This window comes from Xanthomonas arboricola pv. juglandis (genome assembly GCF_001013475.1).
In the GTDB taxonomy this organism is placed as follows: Bacteria; Pseudomonadota; Gammaproteobacteria; order Xanthomonadales; family Xanthomonadaceae; genus Xanthomonas; species Xanthomonas arboricola.
On sequence record NZ_JZEF01000001.1, the window covers coordinates 1,121,994 to 1,142,439 of the forward strand.

Consider the following 20,446-nt stretch of genomic DNA (forward strand, 5'->3'; position numbering starts at 1 on the left):
GCGCTGGCACGACGTCGTTGCACGCTACTAGGGTGTTGATCGACGGCGCCCAGTTGCGGGCCACGCGCAGGCGCACGTCCGGTAACGTTTGCTGCCGACCAGGCAGGCTAGAAGCCACATAGTTGCAACGCATCCAATAAAAAGGCCGCATCGTTCGATGCGGCCTTTTGCTTTTCCATCACGCCATTGAATGTATCAGCGTGCCAGCGGCGGACCCTTGCTCAGGTCGCCGTCGTCGGCGATGCCTTTCAGCAGCAGGTCGGAGATCGGCTTGCCGTCGGCATCGTGGTGATACACGTGCAGGTCGCGCTGCGGATACGGGATGTTGAGCCCGTTTTCCAGCAACTGGTTGCGGATCTGTTCCAGCGTGGTGCTCTTGGCCGCGCCGAAATTGCCGTTGGTTGCATATGCGAACAACATCAGATCCACCGTGCTTTCGCCCAGGTTGGTGACCTGCACGAACGGTGCCGGCGACTCCAGGAGGTTCGGATTGTCCTTGGCGATCTGCAGCAACAGCTGCTGGGCTTTCTTCAGATCGTCGCCGTAGCCCACGCCCACGGTCACTTCCAGGCGCCGGTTGGGCAGGGTGCTGTAGTTGACGATCGGCGAGGTGGTGATGGTGCTGTTGGGCAGGGTGATCATGCGCTCGTCGAACGAGCGGATCCGGGTCTGGAAGATCCGGATCTCGTCGACGATGCCTTCCTGGCCGGCAATCACCACATGGTCGCCATCGCGCATCGGCCGCAGCACGATCAGCATCACGCCTGCAGCGATATTGGACAGCGAGTCCTTCAACGCCAGACCGACCGCCAGGCCGGCCGCACCCAGCACCGCGATCAGCGAGGTCGGCGGCACGCCGATCTTGCTCAGCGCACTGACGAAGACCAGCACCAGCAGCAACGCATACAACACGTTGCGCAGGAAGTTGGTCAGCGTGATCTCGATGCGTGCGCGGGTCAGCGCACGGTGCAGCCACTGGCTGAGTTGCTTGGCCAGCCACATGCCGACCACCACGATCAGCAGCGCAAGCCCCCAGTTGAGCGCGTATTGTGCCCACGGGATATTGGCCCAGTTGAACGCCGGCTCCGCCGTCTTGGCCGCCACCGGCCTTGCGGCGACTGCTCCCGCAGCCGCCGCCAACACCGCACCCAACATACCCATCAGCTCTCGCTCTTCAACTTGGCCAGACGCAGCCAGGTGTCGACCACGGTGTCAGGATTCAGCGATACCGACTCGATCCCTTCCTGCATCAGCCACTCGGCTAGTTCCGGGTGATCGGACGGCCCCTGGCCGCAGATGCCCACGTACTTGCCCTTGGCGCGCGCCGACTTGATCGCCATCGACAGCAGCTTCTTGACCGCCGGGTTCCGCTCGTCGAACAGGTGCGCCACGATCGACGAGTCGCGGTCCAGGCCCAGGGTCAGCTGGGTCAGGTCGTTGGAGCCGATCGAGAAACCATCGAAGATCTCCAGGAACTCGTCGGCCAGCAGCGCATTGGACGGCAGCTCGCACATCATGATGATCTTCAGGCCGTTCTCGCCCTGCTTGAGCCCGTTCTGCTCCAGCACCTCGATCACCTTGCGGCCTTCTTCCAGCGTGCGCACGAACGGGATCATCACCCAGAGGTTGTCCAGGCCCATCTCGTTGCGTACCTTCAGCACCGCCTTGCACTCCAGCGCGAAGGCCTTGGTGAAGGACGGATCGACGTAGCGGCTGGCGCCACGGAAGCCGATCATCGGGTTCTCTTCATGCGGTTCGTAACGCGAGCCGCCGATCAGGTTGGCGTACTCGTTGGACTTGAAGTCCGACAGGCGCACGATCACCGTGTTCGGTGCCACCGAGGCGGTCAGCGTTGCGATGCCCTCGGCCAGGCGATTGACGTAGAAGCTCACCGGGTCGCCGTAGCCGGCGGTCTTGGCGTCGATCTTCTTGCGGACGTCAGCGTCCTGCTTGTCGTATTCAAGCAGCGCGTTGGGATGGATGCCGATGTGCGCGGCGATGATCATTTCCAGACGCGCCAGGCCGATGCCGGCGTTGGGCAACTGGCCGAAGTCGAACGCGCGCTCCGGGTTGGCCACGTTCATCATGATCTTGAGCGGGGCAGGCGGCATGTTGCCCAGGTCGGTGGTGGTGCGCTCGAACGGCAGCAGGCCGTCGTAGATGAAGCCGGTATCGCCTTCGGCGCAGCTCACCGTCACTTCCTGACCGTCGCTGATCACATCGGTGGCGTTGCCCGAGCCGACCACGGCCGGCACGCCGAGTTCACGCGCGATGATCGCCGCGTGGCAGGTGCGGCCGCCGCGGTTGGTGACGATGGCCGAGGCACGCTTCATCACCGGCTCCCAATCGGGATCGGTCATGTCGGCGATCAAGACGTCGCCGGCCTGCACGCGATTCATGTCGTCCAGCGAGCGCACCACGCGTGCCACGCCGCTGCCGATCTTGGCGCCCACTGCACGGCCTTCGACCAGGATCTTGGCGTCCTTGGCTTCCAGCGAGAAACGCTCGATCTGGGTGGCGTGGCTGCGCGACTTCACGGTTTCCGGACGCGCCTGCACGATGAACAGCTTGCCGCTGACACCGTCCTTGGCCCACTCGATGTCCATCGGGCGGCCGTAATGCTTTTCGATCACCAGCGCCTGCTTGGAAAGCTCCTGCACGTCTTCGTCGCTGATCGAGAAGGTGCTGCGCAGTTCCACCGGCGTGTCTTCGGTGCGCACGCGTTCGCCGGGCACATCCGAGTAGACCATGCGGATCGCCTTGCTGCCGAGCGAGCGGCGCAGGATCGCCGGCTTGCCTGCGGTCAGCGTGGGCTTGTAGACGTAGAACTCGTCCGGGTTGACCGCGCCTTGCACCACCATCTCGCCCAGACCGAAGCTGGAGGTGACGAACACCACGTCGCGAAAGCCCGATTCGGTGTCCAGCGTGAACAGCACGCCGGCCGCACCGACGCCCGAGCGCACCATCAACTGCACGCCGGCCGACAGGAACACGTCTTCGTGCTTGAAGCCATGATGCACGCGGTAGGCGATTGCGCGGTCGTTGTAGAGGCTGGCGAACACTTCCTTGACCTTGTGCACGACATCGTCGGCACCGGTCACGTTGAGGAAGGTCTCCTGCTGGCCGGCGAACGAGGCATCGGGCAGATCTTCGGCAGTGGCCGACGAACGCACCGCCACGGCCACTTCGCCACCACCGTTTTCCGCACACAGCTGTGCGTACGCGGTGCGGATATCGCGGTCCAGTTCCGGCTGCAGCGGAGCATCGATCACCCAGCCGCGGATTTCCTTGCCGGCAACGGTGAGGGCAGCCACGTCTTCGACATCCAGCGTCGCCAGCTTGTCGAAGATGCGCTTGGACAGATCGTTGTGCGCGATGAAGTCCTTGAAAGCCTCGGCAGTGGTCGCATATCCACCGGGAACCGAAACGCCAAGCCCGGCAAGGTTGCCGATCATCTCGCCGAGCGAGGAATTCTTACCACCTACGCGGGCCAGATCGGCCAGGCGTAGCTCATGCAACCACAGGATATTCTCGTTCAAGCGCGATGCTCCGTATGGCCATCGCCCGAGCGGGCTGGATGGCCGCGTCCGTAGGAAGAAGCCGCTATGATGCAGTGCACAGCGGAATCTGCACAAGCATGAACCCGTAAGTTTGGGACACCAGTTCAAAGAGGTGGTCTTGATGTCAACAATTCGACCGGTGTTCTACGTCTCCGATGGAACCGGTATCACCGCTGAAACGATTGGGCATAGCCTGCTCACGCAGTTCAGTGGATTCAACTTCGTCACCGACCGCATGTCGTTCATTGACGATGCAGAAAAAGCGCGCGATGCGGCGCTGCGGGTGCGCGCGGCAGGCGAGCGGTACCAGGTGCGCCCGGTGGTGGTCAATTCCTGCGTCGATCCCCAGCTGAGCATGATCCTGGCCGAAAGCGGCGCCTTGATGCTGGATGTATTCGCGCCCTTCATCGAGCCGCTGGAGCGCGAGCTCAATGCGCCGCGGCATTCACGCGTGGGGCGTGCGCACGGCATGGTCGACTTCGAGACCTATCACCGCCGCATCAACGCGATGAACTTCGCGCTGAGCCACGACGACGGTATCGCGCTCAATTACGACGAGGCCGACGTGATCCTGGTGGCGGTGTCGCGCGCCGGCAAGACGCCGACCTGCATCTATCTGGCATTGCATTACGGCATCCGCGCCGCCAACTATCCGTTGACCGAGGAGGATCTGGAAAACGAGCGTCTGCCGCCGCGCCTGCGCAATTACCGCAGCAAGTTGTTCGGCCTGACCATCGACCCGGAGCGGTTGCAGCAGATCCGCCAGGAGCGGCGCGCCAATTCACGCTACAGCGCGGCAGAGACCTGCCGGCGCGAGGTAGCCACCGCCGAGCGCATGTTCCAGATGGAGCGCATTCCGACTTTGAGCACCACCAATACCTCGATCGAGGAAATTTCCAGCAAGGTGTTGTCCACGCTGGGGCTGCAGCGCGAGATGTTTTGAGGCGGGGGACTGGTTGGCGGGATTGGGGACTGGAGACGCGCGTAGCGTATCCACGATCCGAAGCTGCCGTGACGTGTCACGGCCGGTCGGCGAGCGTCAAGGAAATAAAGCGGGCGGGGCAGGGCTCCGCCAGGGTAGGCCTGCCGGTGGCCGGTCGTCAATGCTGCCCGTGCGGCAGCGCAGCGTGTAGGATCGGTTCATGGCGCAAGCACTGAGTAAACTCGAACGCATCCCCAAGTTGAGCCGGTTCGGCTGGCTGATGGGCTTGTACGCAGAAAACTTTCAGCATCTGACCCGGCTGTTCGCACCGGCCGACCTCGCCCCCGGCTCCTATGTGTCGTCCATCGGCGATGGGCTGGACCTGCGTCTGGACGTGATCGAGTGTCACCGCTACACGGTCGAGCTGCGGCTGACCTACGACCTGTGCGATCCGGTCACCGGCGAGCCTGACCCGTCGGCCTATGTACGCCTGTATCGCGATGCGCGCCAGGCCGAGACCACCCATTGCTATGTCGGCCGTCGCTGGCAGGACGTGATGGGCATGTTCCCGCCGCCGGCAGAGCTGATCAGCCACCGCATGCGCATGAACACGTTCCTGGGCAAGTGGCTGGACTATCTGGCCGAGCGCGGCCATGGCGTGGCTACCTTGCGTCTGGATACCGACTACGTCGCGCCACCGCGTCCCGGCTCGCAGGCCGCCGTCGGCTGAGGCTGCGCCACGCCGCTCGCGCGGCATCGGTCATACTGATGCGCTCGATTCCAGCGCGCCCGCCATGCCCTATACCCCCATCGTCGCCACGCTCGGCTACCTGTTGTCGCCCGACCGCACACAGGTGTTGATGATCCATCGCAATGCCCGCCCCGGTGATCAGCACCTGGGCAAATACAACGGGCTCGGCGGCAAGGTGGAACCGGACGAAGACGTGCTGGCCGGCATGCGCCGCGAGATCCGCGAAGAGGCCGGGGTGGAATGCGGCGACATGCAACTGCGCGGCACCATCAGCTGGCCGGGCTTCGGCAAGCATGGCGAGGACTGGCTGGGCTTCGTATTCCTGATCCACAGCTTCGAGGGGGAGCCGCAGGCCTCCAACCCGGAGGGCACGCTGGAATGGGTGGCGATCGACCGTATGGAGCAGGTGCCGATGTGGGAGGGCGACCGCAATTTCCTGCCGCTGGTCTTCGATGGCGACCCGCGTCCGTTTCATGGCGTGATGCCGTATCGCGACGGGCGCATGCAGTCGTGGACGTATTCGCGCATCTGAGCGGGGATTGAGGGAGTGCGCAGCCGCCCAGGCGAGCGCGGCCGTTACTGCTGTCTGGCGCGGTCACCGCAGTGCCGGACTTGCGTGTCGTCTCCCTTCGCCATGGATGTCGTTTCATCGGCGCTAAGGCCACGCGATCGACTTGGCGAGCGCAACCGCAAGCCGGCGCGGCACGCTGTGGCGACCTGCCGCCTGCATTCGCCTCCACGCACTTCTCCACACCGGTTGTGGATGAATCCTGCGCAAGTCTGTGGACAACTGCGCGCGCGCCTTGCGGCGCAATGCGGCCACGCCGGGTGGTGAATATTTCGCCAGCCGTACTTACTGCGCGGTCCAGCCGCCGTCGATGGCGATCGCCTGCCCGGTGATGTTGCGCGCGGCATGCGACATCAGGAACGCGACCGTACCGGCGAGTTCGTCGTAGTCGATGAAGGCGCCCTTGGGCATCGGCTTGAGCATCACATCGCGGATCACCGCCTCTTCGGCGATGCCGCGCGTGCGCGCCTGGTCGGCGATCTGGCGCTCCACCAACGGGGTGCGCACATAGCTCGGGCATAACGTGTTGACGGTGATGTCGCAGTCGGCGGTTTCCAGTGCGATAACCTTGGCCAGGCCGACCAGGCCGTGCTTGGCGGCGACATACGCGCTCTTGTACGGGCTGGCGACCAGCGAGTGGATGCTGCCGATGTTGACGATGCGCCCGTAGCCGGCCGCGCGCATGCCGGGCAGGAGCGCGCGGCTGAGCCGTGCGGCGCCGGTCAGCATCACATCCACCAGCAAGGCCCAGCGCTGCATCGGAAAGTCTTCCAGCGCGGCAACCTGCTGCAGGCCGGCATTGTTGACCAGCACCTGCGGCGCGCGCGTCACGCGCGCCAAGGCCTGCGTGATGCCGTGGTCATCGGTTACGTCCAGCGCCAGTGCTTCAGCCGAGCCGCCGGCATCGCGCAGGCGCTGCGCGGTGCGTTCGGCTGCCGCCAGGTCCATATCGCTGACGATCAGATGGTGGCCGCCGGCGGCCAGCTCGGTGGCGATGCCGGCGCCGATGCCGCTGCCTGCGCCGGTGATCAGGATGCTGCGCTTCATGCTGTCCTCGTCGTCGATCGTGCCCGGCCGGAGCGGCCATGCTGATCGCCAGCCTAGCCGATAGCGCGAAACGGTCGCCTGCATGGCGTGCGCGCGTTACCCTTTGCGCCTTGCTCCTCTCAGGTTCCGCATGAAACGCCATTTCTCGATGCTGCGCGATTTCCAACTCGCGGACTGGTTCACCCTGGCCAACGCCTTCTGCGGCACCGGCGCGGTGTTTGCGTCGATGCGCTTCCTGCAGGAAGGCCATCGCGGCGACCTGCTGCTGGGCATGGCGCTGATCCCGCTGGCATTCGTGTTCGATGCGCTGGACGGCCACGTGGCGCGCTGGCGCAAGGCGTCCTCGACCCTGGGCCGCGAGCTGGATTCACTGGCCGACGTGATCTCGTTCGGGGTGGCGCCTGCGGCACTGGGCTATGCCTGCGGCATGCGCGGCGGCTGGGACTGGCTGGTGCTGAGCTATTTCGTCTGCTGCGGCGTGAGCCGGCTGGCGCGCTACAACGTCACCGCCGAAGAGATCGCCGGCGAGGCCGACAAGGTGCCGTACTTCGAAGGCACCCCGATTCCCACCAGCCTGCTGCTGGTGATCCTGCTGGCGGTGGCCGCCAGCAGTGGCCATATCGGCCAGACCTTGTGGTGGGGCCAGTGGCAGCTCGGGCCGTGGCAGTTCCACCCGTTGGTGCTGCTGTTTGCGGTGTCCGGCTCGCTGATGATCAGCAAGACGTTGCGGATCCCCAAACCCTGACCGGTACAGCCGGGCGCACGCGGTAGGATGGCTGGTGGACAGTCACGGGAAGGGATCATGGCAACCAGCGGTTCGGACAACGGCAACTTCGAAGACAAGGCGCGCCAGTACTGGAGCGCCTGGGGAGATGCCATGCGCCACGGCCAGTCCGGCGCCGCTGCGCAGCCCGGCGCCGTTCCCGGCATGGGGCCGGGCACCGAGCCACCGCAGGATTGGCGCAAGGCGATGGACTGGTGGTCGCAGCTGCTGCCCACCCAGGCCGCACCGCAGGCGCAGGAGGCGATCGACCGCTTTCGTCATCAGGCCGGCGACTGGTTCGGCACCATGCAGCAGGTGGCCGCGCAGTTTGCCGGGCGCGACACCTCGGCCAACGAGGTCTCCGAGGCCTGGCGCCGTGCCGTGCAGGGGCAGGGCGAGCAGCTGATGCAATGGACGCTGGGCTCGCTGCGTGGCGGCAGCCCGGGCGGCTTCGACCCGTGGCTGCAGGACGCCGCGCAGGCCCTGGCAAAGTGGCGGGAGGAAAACGCGCCGTGGCTGGACATGCCGGCGTTCGGCCTGAACCGCAATCACCAGGCGCGCCTGCAGACGCTGGCCCGTGCGCAGCAGGAATACCAGGCGCAGTCGCAGGCCTATGGCGAACAACTCAAGTCGGCCATCGAGCAGGCATTCGGGCGGTTTGCCTCCAAGCTGGGCGAGCACGAAAGCAGCGGCAGTCAGCTGACCAGCGCGCGTGCCTTGTTCGACCTGTGGATCGAGGCTGCCGAAGAGTCGTATGCCGACGTCGCGCTATCCGACCAGTTTCGCGAGGTGTACGGCGGCTTTGCCAATGCGCATATGCGCTTGCGCGCCGCGCTGCAGGAAGAAGTGGAGCAGCTGAGCGAACGTTTCGGGATGCCCACGCGTTCGGAGATGGACGCCGCGCACCGCCGCATCGCCGAGCTGGAACGTGCGGTGCGGCGCCTGCTGCGCACCGCGGCCAGCCCGGCCGGCAAGCCCGCTGCAGCGGCGGCTGACCCGGTTGCGCCGGCCACGGCCAAGCGCGCCCCGGCAGCCAGGGCGGATACTGCGCCCCGGCCGCCGGCCGCCAGGAAATCGCCGGCGAAGACCGCCCCGGCCAAAGACACGAAAGACACGAGGGTGTCGAAAAACACCTCCAGGCGTTCCGGCGGAACATCCCCCGGCACGCCGGCCGCACGCAAGCCACGGGGAGCGCAGGCATGAAAGGCCCGTTGGGATTCAGCGCCGAAGACCTGATGCAGGAAACCCTGTCGATGCAGCGCAAGCTGCGCGAGGGGCTCAAGTTGCTGCCCGGCGTGGAAGACGTGGATTACGGGGTGACCGAGCGCGAGGAAATCTGGCGCGACGGCAAGGTGGTGCTGTACCGCTTTGTCGGCGAGCAGGCGCCGGTGGCCAGGACGCCGCTGCTGATCGTCTATGCGCTGGTCAACCGCCCATACATGGTCGACCTGCAGGCCGACCGCTCGCTGGTCAAGGGCCTGCTGGGCCACGGCCAGGACGTCTACGTGCTGGACTGGGGTTACCCGGACCGCTCCGAGCGTTACCTCACGCTGGAGGACTATCTGCTGCGTTACATCGATGGCGCGGTGGACCACCTGCGTGCGCAGTCGGGGCTGGAGGCGGTCGATGTGCTCGGCATCTGCCAGGGCGGCACGTTTGCGCTGTGCTATGCGGCGCTGCAGCGGCCGAAGGTGCGCAACCTGATCACCATGGTCACGCCGGTGGATTTCCACACCCCCGACAACATGCTCTCCAACTGGGCGCGCATGGTCGATGTGGATCTGTTCGTGGACACCATGGGCAACGTGCCGGCGGATCTGATGAACGCCAGTTACCTGATGCTCAAGCCGTTCCGCCTGAATCTGCAGAAATACGTCGGCTTGCTCGACATCCTCGACGACAAGCAGGCGCTGGAAGATTTCCTGCGCATGGAAAAGTGGATCTTTGATTCGCCCGACCTGGCCGGCGAGGCATTCCGCGAGTTCGTCACCCAGTTCTATCAGCGCAATGGCCTAGTGACCGGGCAGGTACGCATCGGCGGGGAAGCGGTCGATCTGCAGGTGGTGGACATGCCGGTGCTCAACATCTATGCCGAGCACGATCATCTGGTGCCGCCGGATGCCTCGCGTGCATTGCGTGGCCTGGTCGGCAGCGACGACTACACCGAGCTGAGTTTCCGTGGCGGGCATATCGGCATCTATGTCTCCGGGCGCGCGCAGCGCGAGGTGCCGGTGGCGATCCACCGTTGGTTGCAGGAGCGGGGCGGCAACGCGTGAGGCGAGTTCGCGTTGCGCTGCACGTGAGACCGGACGCTGCAGCCATCACGACGCGCTGTCGCTGCGCTTTCTAGACTGGGCGCCACGTTCGAAGGAGCTTTCCATGGCCACGACCACCGCATTGTCCCGTTCTCTCAACGATCGCATGATCGCCGGCGTCGTCGGCGGCATCGCCCGCCGCTTCGGCTGGAGTTCCACGCTGCTGCGCGTGCTGTTCGTGATCGTTTCGATCGCCTCGGCGGCGTTTCCCGGCATCCTGGTCTATCTGATCCTGTGGCTGCTGATCCCCAACCAGGCCGACTGACGCCCGCCCGGCGCGGGTGGTCCGCGCTGCATGTGCTGGGCGCGTTGTGGACGCTGCCCAATACTTTGCTCGGCCTTGCCATCGGTGCCGCCGGCAGCTGTTTCGGCGCGCGTCCGCGCTGGTCCGGGCAGGAACTGGCGGTGGTGTTCCATGCCTGGCCATGGGGACCGGGCGGGGCGATGACACTGGGCAATGTGATCCTGCTCAAGGGCGCCTCGCTGGATCTGCAGTGCAGCACGTATGCGCATGCGGCCGGACGTTGTCAGCACCCGCTGGTGCGCCTGGGCGACCACGAGCGTGCGCATGTCTACCAGTACATGCTGCTCGGCCCGCTGTTTTTGCCGGTGTATTTGCTGTGCGGCGGCATCCACGTACGCAATCCGCTGGAACGGGCCGCCGACGCATATGCGCTGCATGGCCACGGCTGGTGGCCGTGGGGATCTCAGCGCAACCGCGAGAAACCGAACAGGTCCGACAACGGGTGAGGCCTGCCTTCCAATTGCGCGCGCAATAAGCCTGCGCCGATCGCGCTGTAGGTGATGCCGTTGCCGCCGTACGCCATCGCGAACGAGACCCGCGGCCCATGTTGCGGATGCGGCCCAAAGAACGGCAGTCCATCGGCGGTTTCGGCGAAGGTGCCACCCCAGGCGAACACCGGGCGCAGGCTGATGTCCGGCATCGTTTGGTGGATCTTCTTCAGCAGCGTCTTCAGCCTGCGCATGACACGTGCGTCGCGACGTGCGGGCAGATCGATGTTGTCGTCTTCGCCGCCGGCCACCACGCGTCCATCCGGCGTGCTGCGCAGGTAGAGATAGGGACGCGCGGTTTCCCACATCATGGTGTGCTTGAGCGCGCCCATCTCGCCGTCGTGCAGCGGATCGGTCACGAATGCGTAGCTGCTGCGGTTACGTGCCACGCGCTGCGACAGCCACTGCTGGTTTGCGTAGCCTGCGGCCATGATGACGTGCCGGGCGCGCAGCGTGACCCCATCGCGGGTGCGCAACGCGACATGCCGGTCGTGGGGTGTGAGGGTGGCGATCGCGGTGCGGTCGTAGATGCGCGCGCCGTAGTGCTCGCCTTCTGCAAACAGGCGGTAGCACAGCCGATACGGATCGACGCTGGCGGCCAGGCGGCTGAGGATCGCACCCTCGGAGCGTACGCCGTAGTTGTGCCACAACGGCGCGCGCTCGATCCATTCGACCGGAAGAGTGTGGGTTTTTCGCACCTGCAGTTCGCTGCGTAGGTCGTCGAGATCCCGCGACCGGCTGGCGTAGTACAGGCTGTCCTGACGGCTGAAGTCGCAGCCGCCCAGCGTATTGCAGAGGCCTTGAAGGTCGAGCACCGCTTGCGCGCATGCAGCGTACGCCAGCGCTGCCGCCGGCATGCCGTAATGCCTGGCCAGCGCGATCATCGGTGTGTCGATTTCGTACTGCAGCAAGGCGGTACTGGCCGAGGTACTGCCCCAGCCGATCTCGCGCTGCTCGAGCACCACCACCTCGTGCCCGTGCTTGAGCAGTTCGTGCGCGATCAGGGCGGCGGTGACCCCGCCGCCGATGATGGCCACCTCGCAATCGGTGTCCCGCTCCAGACGCGGATAGGCGCGCATCAACCCGTTGCGGATCGACCAGAACGGGTAGCCACTCTTGAGGTCCATGCGGTTTCGTACGTGCGGGCGAAGCGCAATTGGACCGGCAGGCAGGGTGAAGCGGTTGTGCAGACAGGCGAGGGGATCCTGCCGTCACCAAACCGCAAACAGCCGGCGTTAACGTGCGTGGAAAGCTCCTCACGGCACGGTCGTTATGCTCGCGCCACTAACGTAGTCACAGTTGTTAACGAGGGTGTGGGCATGTCGATCGTTCTATACGTCGGTGGCAGCAAAGATGGCGACAAGGGAGTTGTGCCTTACGGGTTCAGCAAGTCGCGCGCGATGACCGACGCCGGCCCGGAGATCTATGTCGAGCGCATGGTGCCGTTGAAGGACGTCGGCAAGATCCGCGTGATGGCACTGGAATCGCTGCACGAAAGCATCCTGGTCGAGCGCGCTGCCACGCATTACGCAGGTCGCGCCAGCTAAGCGCAGCCGACCGGACGAGTGCGCCCACCGTCAGTGGGCGCCAAGTGCCCACGGCTGCAGGTATCGCAACGGTACTTCAGCTCTTACGCACCCTCTGCAACTACCTGACGATCGCCCGCTAGCGCTTGTCAGCCATCAAGGGCGCGCCGGCATAGTGTTATGGCGATCCTGTCAACGGGTTCCCGCGGCGGGCCAGCACTGCGAAAATGCTTTTTTCAGTGAAGCGGCTCCGGCCGCGCCGCCATGCACGACAGCCAGCTTGCCCAGCAGATCGCTCGCACCATCGCCGACGAGATCGGTGCCCAACCCGCCCAGGCGCGCGCCGCCATCGCCCTTCTCGACGAAGGCGCCAGCGTTCCGTTTATCGCGCGCTACCGCAAGGAAGTCACCGGCGGGCTGGACGACACCCAATTGCGCAATCTGGAAACGCGCCTGACCTATCTGCGCGAGCTGGAAGAGCGCCGCGCGGCGATCCTGTCCAGCATCGGCGAGCAGGGCAAACTCAGCGACGAATTGCGCGCCGAGATCGTGGCGGCCGACAGCAAGTCGCGGCTGGAAGACCTGTACCTGCCTTACAAGCCCAAGCGCCGCACGCGTGCGCAGATTGCGCGCGAAGCCGGCCTGGAGCCGCTGGCCGATGGCCTGCTGGCCAACCCGGACCAGGCGCCGGAAGTCGCTGCTGCGGCGTACATCGACGCAGAAAAGGGCGTGGCCGATATCAAGGCAGCGCTGGAGGGCGCACGCGCCATCCTGATGGAGCGCTGGGGCGAAGATGCCGCCCTGGTGGGTGAGCTGCGCAGCTGGTTGAACGACAACGGCGTGATCCGCGCGCGCGTTGCCGAAGGCAAGGAAGAGGCCGGTGCCAAGTACCGCGATTACTTCGATCATGCCGAATCGCTGTCCAAGATTCCCTCGCACCGCTTGCTGGCGCTGTTTCGTGCGCGCCGCGAGGAGTTCCTGTATCTGGATCTGGAGCCGGGCAACGATGCCGAGGCCGGCCATCAGTACGCCGAGGGCCGTGTGGCGCGCAATGCCGGCATCTCCAACCAGAACCGTCCGGCCGATCGCTGGTTGCTGGATGCCTGCCGGCTGACCTGGCGCGCCAAGCTGCACATGCATCTGCTGCTGGACCTGTTCAACCAAGCGCGCGAGAAGGCCGAGGCCGAGGCGATCGCCGTGTTCGGCGACAACCTCAAGGACCTGATGCTGGCCGCGCCGGCCGGCCCGCGCGTGGTGCTGGGGCTCGATCCCGGCATCCGCACCGGCTGCAAGATCGCCGTGGTCGATGCCACCGGCAAGCTGGTGGCCACCGAGACGATCTACCCGCATGAACCCAAGCGGCAATGGGAGCAGTCGCTGCAGACGATCAAGAAGCTGTGCATGCAGCACAACGTGGAGCTGATTGCGATCGGCAATGGCACCGCCAGCCGCGAGACCGACAAGCTCGCCGGTGAGGCGATCGCGCTGTGCGGGGCGAGCAAGCTGCAGAAGATCGTGGTCAGCGAAGCCGGTGCGTCGGTGTATTCGGCCTCCGAGTTTGCTGCCAAGGAGTTCCCTAATCTGGACGTGTCGCTGCGCGGTGCGGTGTCGATTGCGCGGCGTCTGCAGGACCCACTGGCCGAGCTGGTCAAGATCGAGCCCAAGGCGATCGGCGTGGGCCAGTATCAGCACGACGTGGACCAGTATCGGTTGGCCAAGGCGCTGGAGGCGCGCGTGGAAGACTGCGTCAATGCGGTCGGCGTGTACGTCAATACCGCGTCGGCGGCGCTGCTGTCGCGCGTGTCCGGGCTGTCGAGCACGGTGGCGGAAAATATCGTGCGCCATCGCGACGACAACGGGCCGTTCAAGCGCCGCAAGGACCTGCTCAAGGTGCCGCGTCTGGGCGACAAGACCTTCGAACAATGCGCCGGTTTCCTGCGCATCGCCGATGGCGACGAGCCGCTGGACGTGTCAGCGGTGCATCCGGAAGCCTATCCGGTGGTCGAGCGCATCGTCGGCAGCACCGGCAAGCCGATCAAGGCCTTGCTGGGCGATGGCAGCTTCCTGCGTGGGCTCAAGCCGGAGCTGTTCACCGACGAGCAGTTCGGCGTACCGACCGTGCGCGACATCCTCAAGGAGCTGGAAAAACCCGGCCGCGATCCGCGCCCCGAGTTCAAGGCGGCGCAGTTCGCCGAAGGCATCGAGGACATCAAGCATCTCAAGCCCGGCATGGTGCTCGAAGGCGTGGTCAGCAACGTGGCCGCATTCGGTGCGTTCGTCGACATCGGCGTGCATCAGGATGGCCTGGTGCACATCTCCGCGTTGTCGGACACCTTCGTCAAGGATCCGCGCGATGTGGTCAAGGCCGGCGACATCGTCAAGGTCAAGGTGCTGGAAGTGGACGTGGCGCGCAAACGCATCGCACTGACCTGCCGTCTGTCCGATACGCCACCGCCGGCCGATGCCGCAGCCCAGTCGCGCGACCAACGCGGCAACGGCGGCACGGGGCAGGGCCGGCGCGATGGTGGCGGTGGGCGTGGCCCGGCGCAGGGCAACAGCAAGCCGCGCACTACTGCGCCGCCGGCCGACAACGCGCTGGCCGCGGCATTCGCACGCGCCAAGCGCGGCTGAGTCAGCGTGCCCGGCGGCTGCCCTGGCGTGGCTGGGCAGTGTAGATAGACCCGCTCGCAAGGCGGCGGGTCTGCTGCTGCGATTGGATCGCGCTTGGGCAGGCTGATCTGCAACTTGGCTGCGGGTCCGTGCACTCCGACCACCGCGGCGCGCCTATGCAGATACGATCAGTCGTAAGGCGGCTGGTCTGAGGCCTTGCTGCAGGGCCCTTGCCCGCCCACCATCGCAGGACCACGCAGCAAGTAGGTCCATGTAGGCGCTTACGCGGCATCCATGCCGCGTAAGGTCCCGCGACGGTGGGCGGGCAAGGACCTGTTGGGATGGTCGGTGAGTTTGGTTGCAAGCAGGGCGTGGCGCGCGGTTGTTCGAGTAGTGATGCGTCTGAAATCGTCGCATTGCGAGCTGGGTGACAGACAGACTCAAAGAGGCTACTTACGAACTTTTCAGCGAGCTAACGCAATCTCGCTAACAAGCAGGGTTTCCACATGACTACCGACCAACTTTCTGGTGCGGTGTCCTCGCCGGTTGCGGGACCCTCGGCGGTATGGATGCCGCCGAGGAGCCTCCATGGACGGATTCACGGTATGTCCCGCAAGCGGCGAGGGCACCGCGCACTCGACTCACTGAGCTTTGGGCTTAGGCATTGTTCTGCAGCTAAATAACGCCGCTGCTCAAAATTGCGGCGTGTGCCTTTTGGGGAGCCTAGCGGGCAGATAAATCAGGTGTGCAGAGCGCTTGATCTGCGGCTTGGTCGCAAGGCCCTTGCCCGACCACCATCGCAGGACACGCCGCAAGTACGTTCTTGTAGGCTCTTACGCGGCATCCATGCCGCGTAAGGTCCCGCGACGGTGGGCGGGCAAGGACCAAGCGGGATGGTCGGTGGGTGTGTTGCAAGCAGCGCTTGGTTGACGACGCTGTTTTGATTAGCTGCTCCCGCGCGACATCACGCTTCGCTGCGTACCGCGCGCGTCGGCAAGATCAGGCGTTCGATCAGGTCGACCAGGCCGGGTGGTTCCACCGGCTTGCCCATATGCGCATCGAATCCGGCGACCACTGCGCGGTCGCGGTCTTCTTCGCGCACATAGGCGGTGAGGGCGATCGCGGGGATGTGCCGCGGCAGGTCGGCGCGCCCGGAGCGCACCGTGCGGATCAAGTCGTAGCCGTCGCGCACCGGCATGGCGATATCGCTGACCAGCACGTCGAATGGAGTCTCTGCCAGGCATTGTTCGGCCGCTTCCACCGAGCCGGCCGCCTGCACCTGCGCGCCGGCAAGCATCAAAAACTGCACCAGCGCCTCGCGCGAATCCTGGTCGTCGTCGACCAGCAGCAGGCGCACGCCATCCAGGCGCCCGAGGCAGTCGCTCGGCAGCGGACCGACCTGCAGCGACCCGGCCGACGCGGGACGCAGATCGCTGACCCCATGCTGGAACGGCAACACGATGGTGAAGGTCGACCCCTTGCCTTCGCCCGCACTGGATGCCCCCAGGCTGCCGCCGTGCAGATCGACCAACTGGCGCGAGATCGACAAGCCCAGCCCCAGCCCGCCCACGCGCCGCGTGGTGCCGGCATCGGCCTGCCGAAAGCGGTCGAACACATGCGGCAGGAACTCGGCCGCAATCCCGATGCCGGTGTCCTGCACGCACAGTCGCAGCCGTTCGTCCTCGATGTCCAGCGCCACCCGCACCGTTCCGCCGGGTGAGGTGAACTTGAGCGCATTGCTGAGCAGGTTGGACAGCACCTGCTGTAGCCGCCCGGCATCGCCGAAGAACCACAACTCGGCTTCGCCGGGTGCATCCAGTTCCAGTGCGATGTCGCGCGCCAGTGCAGAGGGTTGCATCAACTCCACCGTGCTGCGCATCAGTCCTGCGATATCGAAGTGCTCTGCCTGCAGGCGGATCTTGCCGCACAGGTTCGCGCTCATGTCGAGCAGGTCGTCGATGATCTGCGTCTGCGCACGCGCACTGCGTTCGATGATGATCAGCCCCTTGCCCAGATTGGCCGGCTCGAACACCTCCGACTGCATCAACCGCGACCAGCCCAGGATGGCATTGAGCGGCGTGCGCAATTCGTGGCTGAGCGTGGCCAGGAACTCGTCCTTGACCCGGCTGGCATGCTCGGCCTGGCTGCGTGCGACGGTCTCGGCCTGCAGCGATTGCTTGAGCTTGGCATCCACGCGCGTGCGCTCGATGACGATGCCGGCCAGATGCGATGCAGAGCGCGCCATCGCCTGTTCGCGCAGCGAGGGCAGGTGGACGCGGTCGTAATAGATGTTGAGCGTGCCCAGCACCTGCCCGTTGCTGTCCAGGATGGGCGTCACGCAGCAGGCAAAGATGCCCAGCGCCGCCGAAATCGCGTGGTGGTCGCTGAAGCTGGGGTCGGCCTGGATGTCCTCGCAGATCACCTGCTGCCCGAGATAGGCCGAGCGCGCGCACGGCGGCCCGTTCGGTCCGATCGGCGAGGCTTCGAAATGCCCGCGGTACTCGACCGGAAAATGCGGCGCCGAGCCGAAGCTCAGCGTCTTGCGTACGTCATCCAGCACCATCACCGCGCAATACAGCGCAATGTCGCCACGCGCTTCCACGCTCGCTGCGATGGCGTCCAGCACTACCGGCAGCGGTGCGCCGGTGGTGATCAGGCTCAGGATGGCGCGATCGGAGGCGGTTTCATCCTCGATCAGCTTGCGTTCGGAGATATCGGTCAGCGAGCCGATGTGGCCGAGAAAACGTCCATCGCTGGCGAAGTGCGGCGACGCCGTATCGATGCACCAACGGTATTGCCCGTCGTGACGACGTACGCGGTACTCGGCCAGGAACTCGCCTCGCTGCTCCAAGGGCTGGCCGAATGCGTGGCGCACGCGTTCGGCATCGTCCGGATGCATCACATCCCACCAGCCCTGATCCATGGCCTGGTCTTCGGCCTGCCCGGTGAAGTGGTACCAGCGCGGATTCCAGTACACGCAGTCGCCCTGCGCATCGGCCATCCAGATCATTGCCGGCACCGTTTCGCATAAGGCGCGGAAGCGCACTTCGCTTTCGCGCAGCTGTTGCTCGAACGCACGGCGGTCATGGATATCGGTGTAGGTGCCGATCCACTCGCTGATGCTGCCGTCGTCGCCGCGCACGGGCAGGGCACGCGCCAGGTGCCAGCGCCTTTGGCCGTCGTGGCGTTGCAGCTCGCACTCCATTTCGTAGGCGCGTTCAACCTCGATGGCCAACACCCAGGCCTGCGCGGACAGCTGCAGGCCATCGGCGGTGTATGCCTGATGCCACGCGGTGGTCTGGTGGTCGGCAGGATCCAGTCCGGTGTATTCGTACCAACGCTGATTGAAGTAATGCGGCTCACCCTCCGGGTCGGCAATGAAGATGATCTGTGGCAGGGTGTCGGCCAGTCGGCGTAGCCGCGCCTCGTTGGCGGCCAGTTGCTGCTGCGCCTTGGCGCGTTGCATGGATTCCCAGCAGCGCGCCGCAACCAGGCGGACCAGCTCGATCTCGGTGGACAGCCAGCGCCGCGGCGCGCGCTGATGCACGCCGATGGCCGCGACCAGGCGGCCGTGTTTGTGCAGCGGAATCGCCAGCGATGCGCGCATGCCGGAGCGTCGGTACTGCTGCGCCACGTAGTCCGGTGCGCCGGGCGCCATCGCATCGGTGGTGAACCAGGGGCGATTCTCCAGCAGGGCGTCGCGCAGGCCCTGCGCCACTTCCAGCGGAAAATCGCCCTGCAGGCTAGGCATGTCCTGCACATGGTCGCTGATCACATGCATGGTTCTGCCGTCGGCCGCTGCCAGGCCGAACGCGCAGCGATTGACCTGCAGATGCTCGCCCAGCAATCGCACGCTGGTGTCGATGATCTGACGCGGATCGGAAACGTTTTGCAGCGCGTCTTCGAGCATCAGCAGGAAACTGTCGCGACTTGCCATGCTGCGTTGCTGGGAGACATCGAATCCGTGCACCAAAATCGCGTCAATGCGGCCGTCGCGCTCGCGCATCGGCTGATACAGGAAATCCACGAAGGTCTGATCGGGCGCATTGCCGGGCGTGCGCTGCAGATAGGCGGACATCGACTCGCCGATGAAGGGACGGCCGCTGCGTCGCACCTCATCGAGCAGCTCAAGATAGCCCTGGTCGGCGATTTCCGGCATCGCCTCGAGCAAGGGGCGGCCAATCAACGGACGCTGGCCGACCAGCTCGTGGAAACGTTGGTTCGCGCTTTCGATGATGTAGCTGGGTCCACGCAGCACCGCCATGAAGGCCGGTGACTGGTCGAGCGCGGGGGCAGCCGCTGAGGGCGCGGCCTCGCGACGGGGCGGCCCTGCAGCAGGGGCGGGCGTGCCGGCGACATACAGCATGCCCAGAGGTTTGCCGGCCTGCAGCACCGGGCTGCAGGACCACGCCGATAGCATCAAAGCTGCACGCGCGTCGGCAGTGGTGTGGTTGCCTCCAGCGCTGTCTGCAAGTTCCGCCAATGGCTGGCCGAATGCTGCCGGGTGGCGTTCGCCCAACAGCGCGATGCAGGCATCGTTGTAGATGCAGCGTGACTGCTCGCCCCAGACCAGCAGCATCGGCACCTGTGCATGCAGGCACAGCGAAAGCGTCGTCCGCAGCGCTGGGCTGTCGCGCAGCTGCGGGTCGGCGGCGCATGCGGACGACGCCAGCAACAGCCCGGCTGTCTCGCACGTCTCCGGCAATAGACCGGCAAACGGCGACACGGCGATATCCATTGGTGACCTGCCCATCATGCCTGGATGCACGATTCTAGTGGCAAGCGGGCCGTGATCGAGGGGGTGTGGCAGCCGGCGCGGCCGCGCGAGAGGTCTATGTTAAGCGCGGCAGGCGGTCGGCAGCTGTGGCTGACGGTGAAGAGCGTCGAAGACTGGCCGCGCATACATGCTGGCGACGCACCCGCTTGCGCTGTTGCTCAGCTGGCGGCGCCGCTCAGCTGCCGTGCCCTGGACAGCGCGCTGATCAGTTCGTCTGACAAATAGGGCTTGGTCAGGATCACGCCGCGCTCGAAGCCGCTGGGGATGGTGCCACTGGCAACACCGGTCGCCAGTACGAACGGAATCCCGAGCTCCGACAGCAACCGGGCGACCGGCTCGCTGGTCTCGCCATTGCCGAGGCGGTAGTCGAGCACTGCGATCTCCGGCGCATCGGCCTGAATCAGGGTCAGCGCTTGCGCAACTTCACCGACCGGACCCAGCACGACCGCGCCCGCCTGGACAAGCTGCAGGTCGAGCAGCATGGCATTCATCTGGTCGTTCTCGACCACCAGCACCCGAACTCCACGCAACACCGACATTGCTTACTCCTTCACCTAAGTCGGTCAGTATATCGACACTGCTCCACTGCAGCGCTGACGCCACTGCTTGCACCTGAATTCGTCAGGCGCGTTCTGACACTGTTCGTTTCATGCGCAAGTCGCTATACTGCGCGGCCACGCCGAAGTGGCGGAATCGGTAGACGCAGCGGATTCAAAATCCGCCGCCCTTAAAAGCGTGTGGGTTCGAGTCCCACCTTCGGCACCAATGACTTACGGCAGCTTCGGCTGCCGTAATCATTTCCGCAATCTGAGGGG

Annotated in this window: 15 protein-coding genes, 1 tRNA gene and 2 pseudogenes; 11 read left to right on the forward strand and 7 right to left on the reverse strand. The window is 65.3% G+C overall.

The window, feature by feature from the left end; all coding sequences use genetic code 11:
* Window positions 1-195: 195 nt before the first annotated feature.
* The gene (locus XARJCFBP2528_RS04505; protein ID WP_016905101.1) at window positions 196-1,161 is read right to left on the reverse strand and encodes a mechanosensitive ion channel family protein; all 966 of its coding nucleotides are present in this window, start codon (window positions 1,159-1,161) and stop codon (window positions 196-198) included.
* Window positions 1,161-3,539 (reverse strand): phosphoenolpyruvate synthase, encoded by a 2,379-nt coding sequence (gene ppsA / locus XARJCFBP2528_RS04510; RefSeq protein WP_039815786.1) that lies wholly within the window; start codon window positions 3,537-3,539, stop codon window positions 1,161-1,163. Before ppsA ends, XARJCFBP2528_RS04505 begins: the two co-directional genes overlap by 1 nt.
* A 142-nt stretch (window positions 3,540-3,681) precedes the next feature.
* Here ppsA and ppsR point away from each other — a divergent pair, with 142 nt between their 5' ends.
* From ppsR to XARJCFBP2528_RS04525, 3 genes are all read left to right on the forward strand, one after another.
* Window positions 3,682-4,503, forward strand: coding sequence for a posphoenolpyruvate synthetase regulatory kinase/phosphorylase PpsR (gene ppsR, locus XARJCFBP2528_RS04515; protein ID WP_024939184.1), 822 nt, complete (start codon window positions 3,682-3,684; stop codon window positions 4,501-4,503).
* Between the two features lie 199 nt (window positions 4,504-4,702).
* Window positions 4,703-5,212: a DUF1249 domain-containing protein gene (locus XARJCFBP2528_RS04520; protein ID WP_016904415.1), complete on the forward strand. Its 510-nt coding sequence runs from the start codon at window positions 4,703-4,705 to the stop codon at window positions 5,210-5,212.
* 64 nt (window positions 5,213-5,276) lie between these two features.
* Entirely contained in the window at window positions 5,277-5,765 is a 489-nt protein-coding gene (locus XARJCFBP2528_RS04525; RefSeq protein WP_016904414.1) for an NUDIX hydrolase, read from the forward strand.
* 321 nt (window positions 5,766-6,086) lie between these two features.
* Here the strand turns inward: XARJCFBP2528_RS04525 and XARJCFBP2528_RS04530 are convergent, their stop codons facing one another.
* Complete coding sequence (locus XARJCFBP2528_RS04530; RefSeq protein WP_039511930.1) at window positions 6,087-6,848, reverse strand: 3-hydroxybutyrate dehydrogenase; 762 nt, start codon at window positions 6,846-6,848, stop codon at window positions 6,087-6,089.
* A gap of 82 nt (window positions 6,849-6,930) precedes the next feature.
* Here XARJCFBP2528_RS04530 and XARJCFBP2528_RS04535 point away from each other — a divergent pair, with 82 nt between their 5' ends.
* From XARJCFBP2528_RS04535 to XARJCFBP2528_RS04555, 5 genes are all read left to right on the forward strand, one after another.
* Window positions 6,931-7,593, forward strand: coding sequence for a CDP-alcohol phosphatidyltransferase family protein (locus tag XARJCFBP2528_RS04535; RefSeq protein ID WP_026064801.1), 663 nt, complete (start codon window positions 6,931-6,933; stop codon window positions 7,591-7,593).
* A 54-nt stretch (window positions 7,594-7,647) separates the two neighbouring features.
* On the forward strand, window positions 7,648-8,814 hold the full coding sequence (gene phaE / locus XARJCFBP2528_RS04540) for a class III poly(R)-hydroxyalkanoic acid synthase subunit PhaE (protein ID WP_026064800.1): 1,167 nt from the start codon (window positions 7,648-7,650) through the stop codon (window positions 8,812-8,814).
* On the forward strand, window positions 8,811-9,887 hold the full coding sequence (locus XARJCFBP2528_RS04545; RefSeq protein ID WP_016904410.1) for a class III poly(R)-hydroxyalkanoic acid synthase subunit PhaC: 1,077 nt from the start codon (window positions 8,811-8,813) through the stop codon (window positions 9,885-9,887). Before phaE ends, XARJCFBP2528_RS04545 begins: the two co-directional genes overlap by 4 nt.
* 103 nt (window positions 9,888-9,990) lie before the next feature.
* On the forward strand, window positions 9,991-10,191 hold the full coding sequence (locus XARJCFBP2528_RS04550) for a PspC domain-containing protein (protein ID WP_016904409.1): 201 nt from the start codon (window positions 9,991-9,993) through the stop codon (window positions 10,189-10,191).
* Window positions 10,188-10,676 (forward strand): hypothetical protein, encoded by a 489-nt coding sequence (locus XARJCFBP2528_RS04555; protein WP_026064799.1) that lies wholly within the window; start codon window positions 10,188-10,190, stop codon window positions 10,674-10,676. Before XARJCFBP2528_RS04550 ends, XARJCFBP2528_RS04555 begins: the two co-directional genes overlap by 4 nt.
* Here XARJCFBP2528_RS04555 and XARJCFBP2528_RS04560 read toward each other — a convergent pair.
* Window positions 10,634-11,845 carry an NAD(P)/FAD-dependent oxidoreductase gene (locus XARJCFBP2528_RS04560; protein WP_016904407.1) on the reverse strand — a complete coding sequence of 404 codons (1,212 nt, stop codon included), beginning with the start codon at window positions 11,843-11,845 and terminating at the stop codon, window positions 10,634-10,636. The genes XARJCFBP2528_RS04555 and XARJCFBP2528_RS04560 overlap by 43 nt on opposite strands.
* Window positions 11,846-12,037: 192 nt before the next feature.
* On the opposite strand from XARJCFBP2528_RS04560, the gene XARJCFBP2528_RS04565 reads away from it, so the two are divergent.
* Entirely contained in the window at window positions 12,038-12,265 is a 228-nt protein-coding gene (locus XARJCFBP2528_RS04565; protein ID WP_016904406.1) for a hypothetical protein, read from the forward strand.
* A gap of 243 nt (window positions 12,266-12,508) precedes the next feature.
* Complete coding sequence (locus XARJCFBP2528_RS04570) at window positions 12,509-14,875, forward strand: Tex family protein (protein ID WP_016904405.1); 2,367 nt, start codon at window positions 12,509-12,511, stop codon at window positions 14,873-14,875.
* A gap of 943 nt (window positions 14,876-15,818) precedes the next feature.
* Here XARJCFBP2528_RS04570 and XARJCFBP2528_RS04575 read toward each other — a convergent pair.
* From XARJCFBP2528_RS04575 to XARJCFBP2528_RS04580, 3 genes and pseudogenes are all read right to left on the reverse strand, one after another.
* Window positions 15,819-18,809 (reverse strand): annotated as a pseudogene (locus tag XARJCFBP2528_RS04575) (PAS domain S-box protein); the annotation flags it as partial.
* Window positions 18,807-19,610: pseudogene (locus tag XARJCFBP2528_RS24405) on the reverse strand (PAS domain-containing protein); the annotation flags it as partial. The pseudogenes XARJCFBP2528_RS24405 and XARJCFBP2528_RS04575, both read right to left, overlap by 3 nt.
* A 179-nt stretch (window positions 19,611-19,789) precedes the next feature.
* Window positions 19,790-20,170, reverse strand: coding sequence for a response regulator (locus tag XARJCFBP2528_RS04580; RefSeq protein ID WP_026064880.1), 381 nt, complete (start codon window positions 20,168-20,170; stop codon window positions 19,790-19,792).
* A 139-nt stretch (window positions 20,171-20,309) separates the two neighbouring features.
* Between XARJCFBP2528_RS04580 and XARJCFBP2528_RS04585 the strand changes: the two genes are divergently transcribed.
* A tRNA-Leu gene (locus XARJCFBP2528_RS04585) sits at window positions 20,310-20,396 on the forward strand.
* Window positions 20,397-20,446 lie beyond the last annotated feature (50 nt).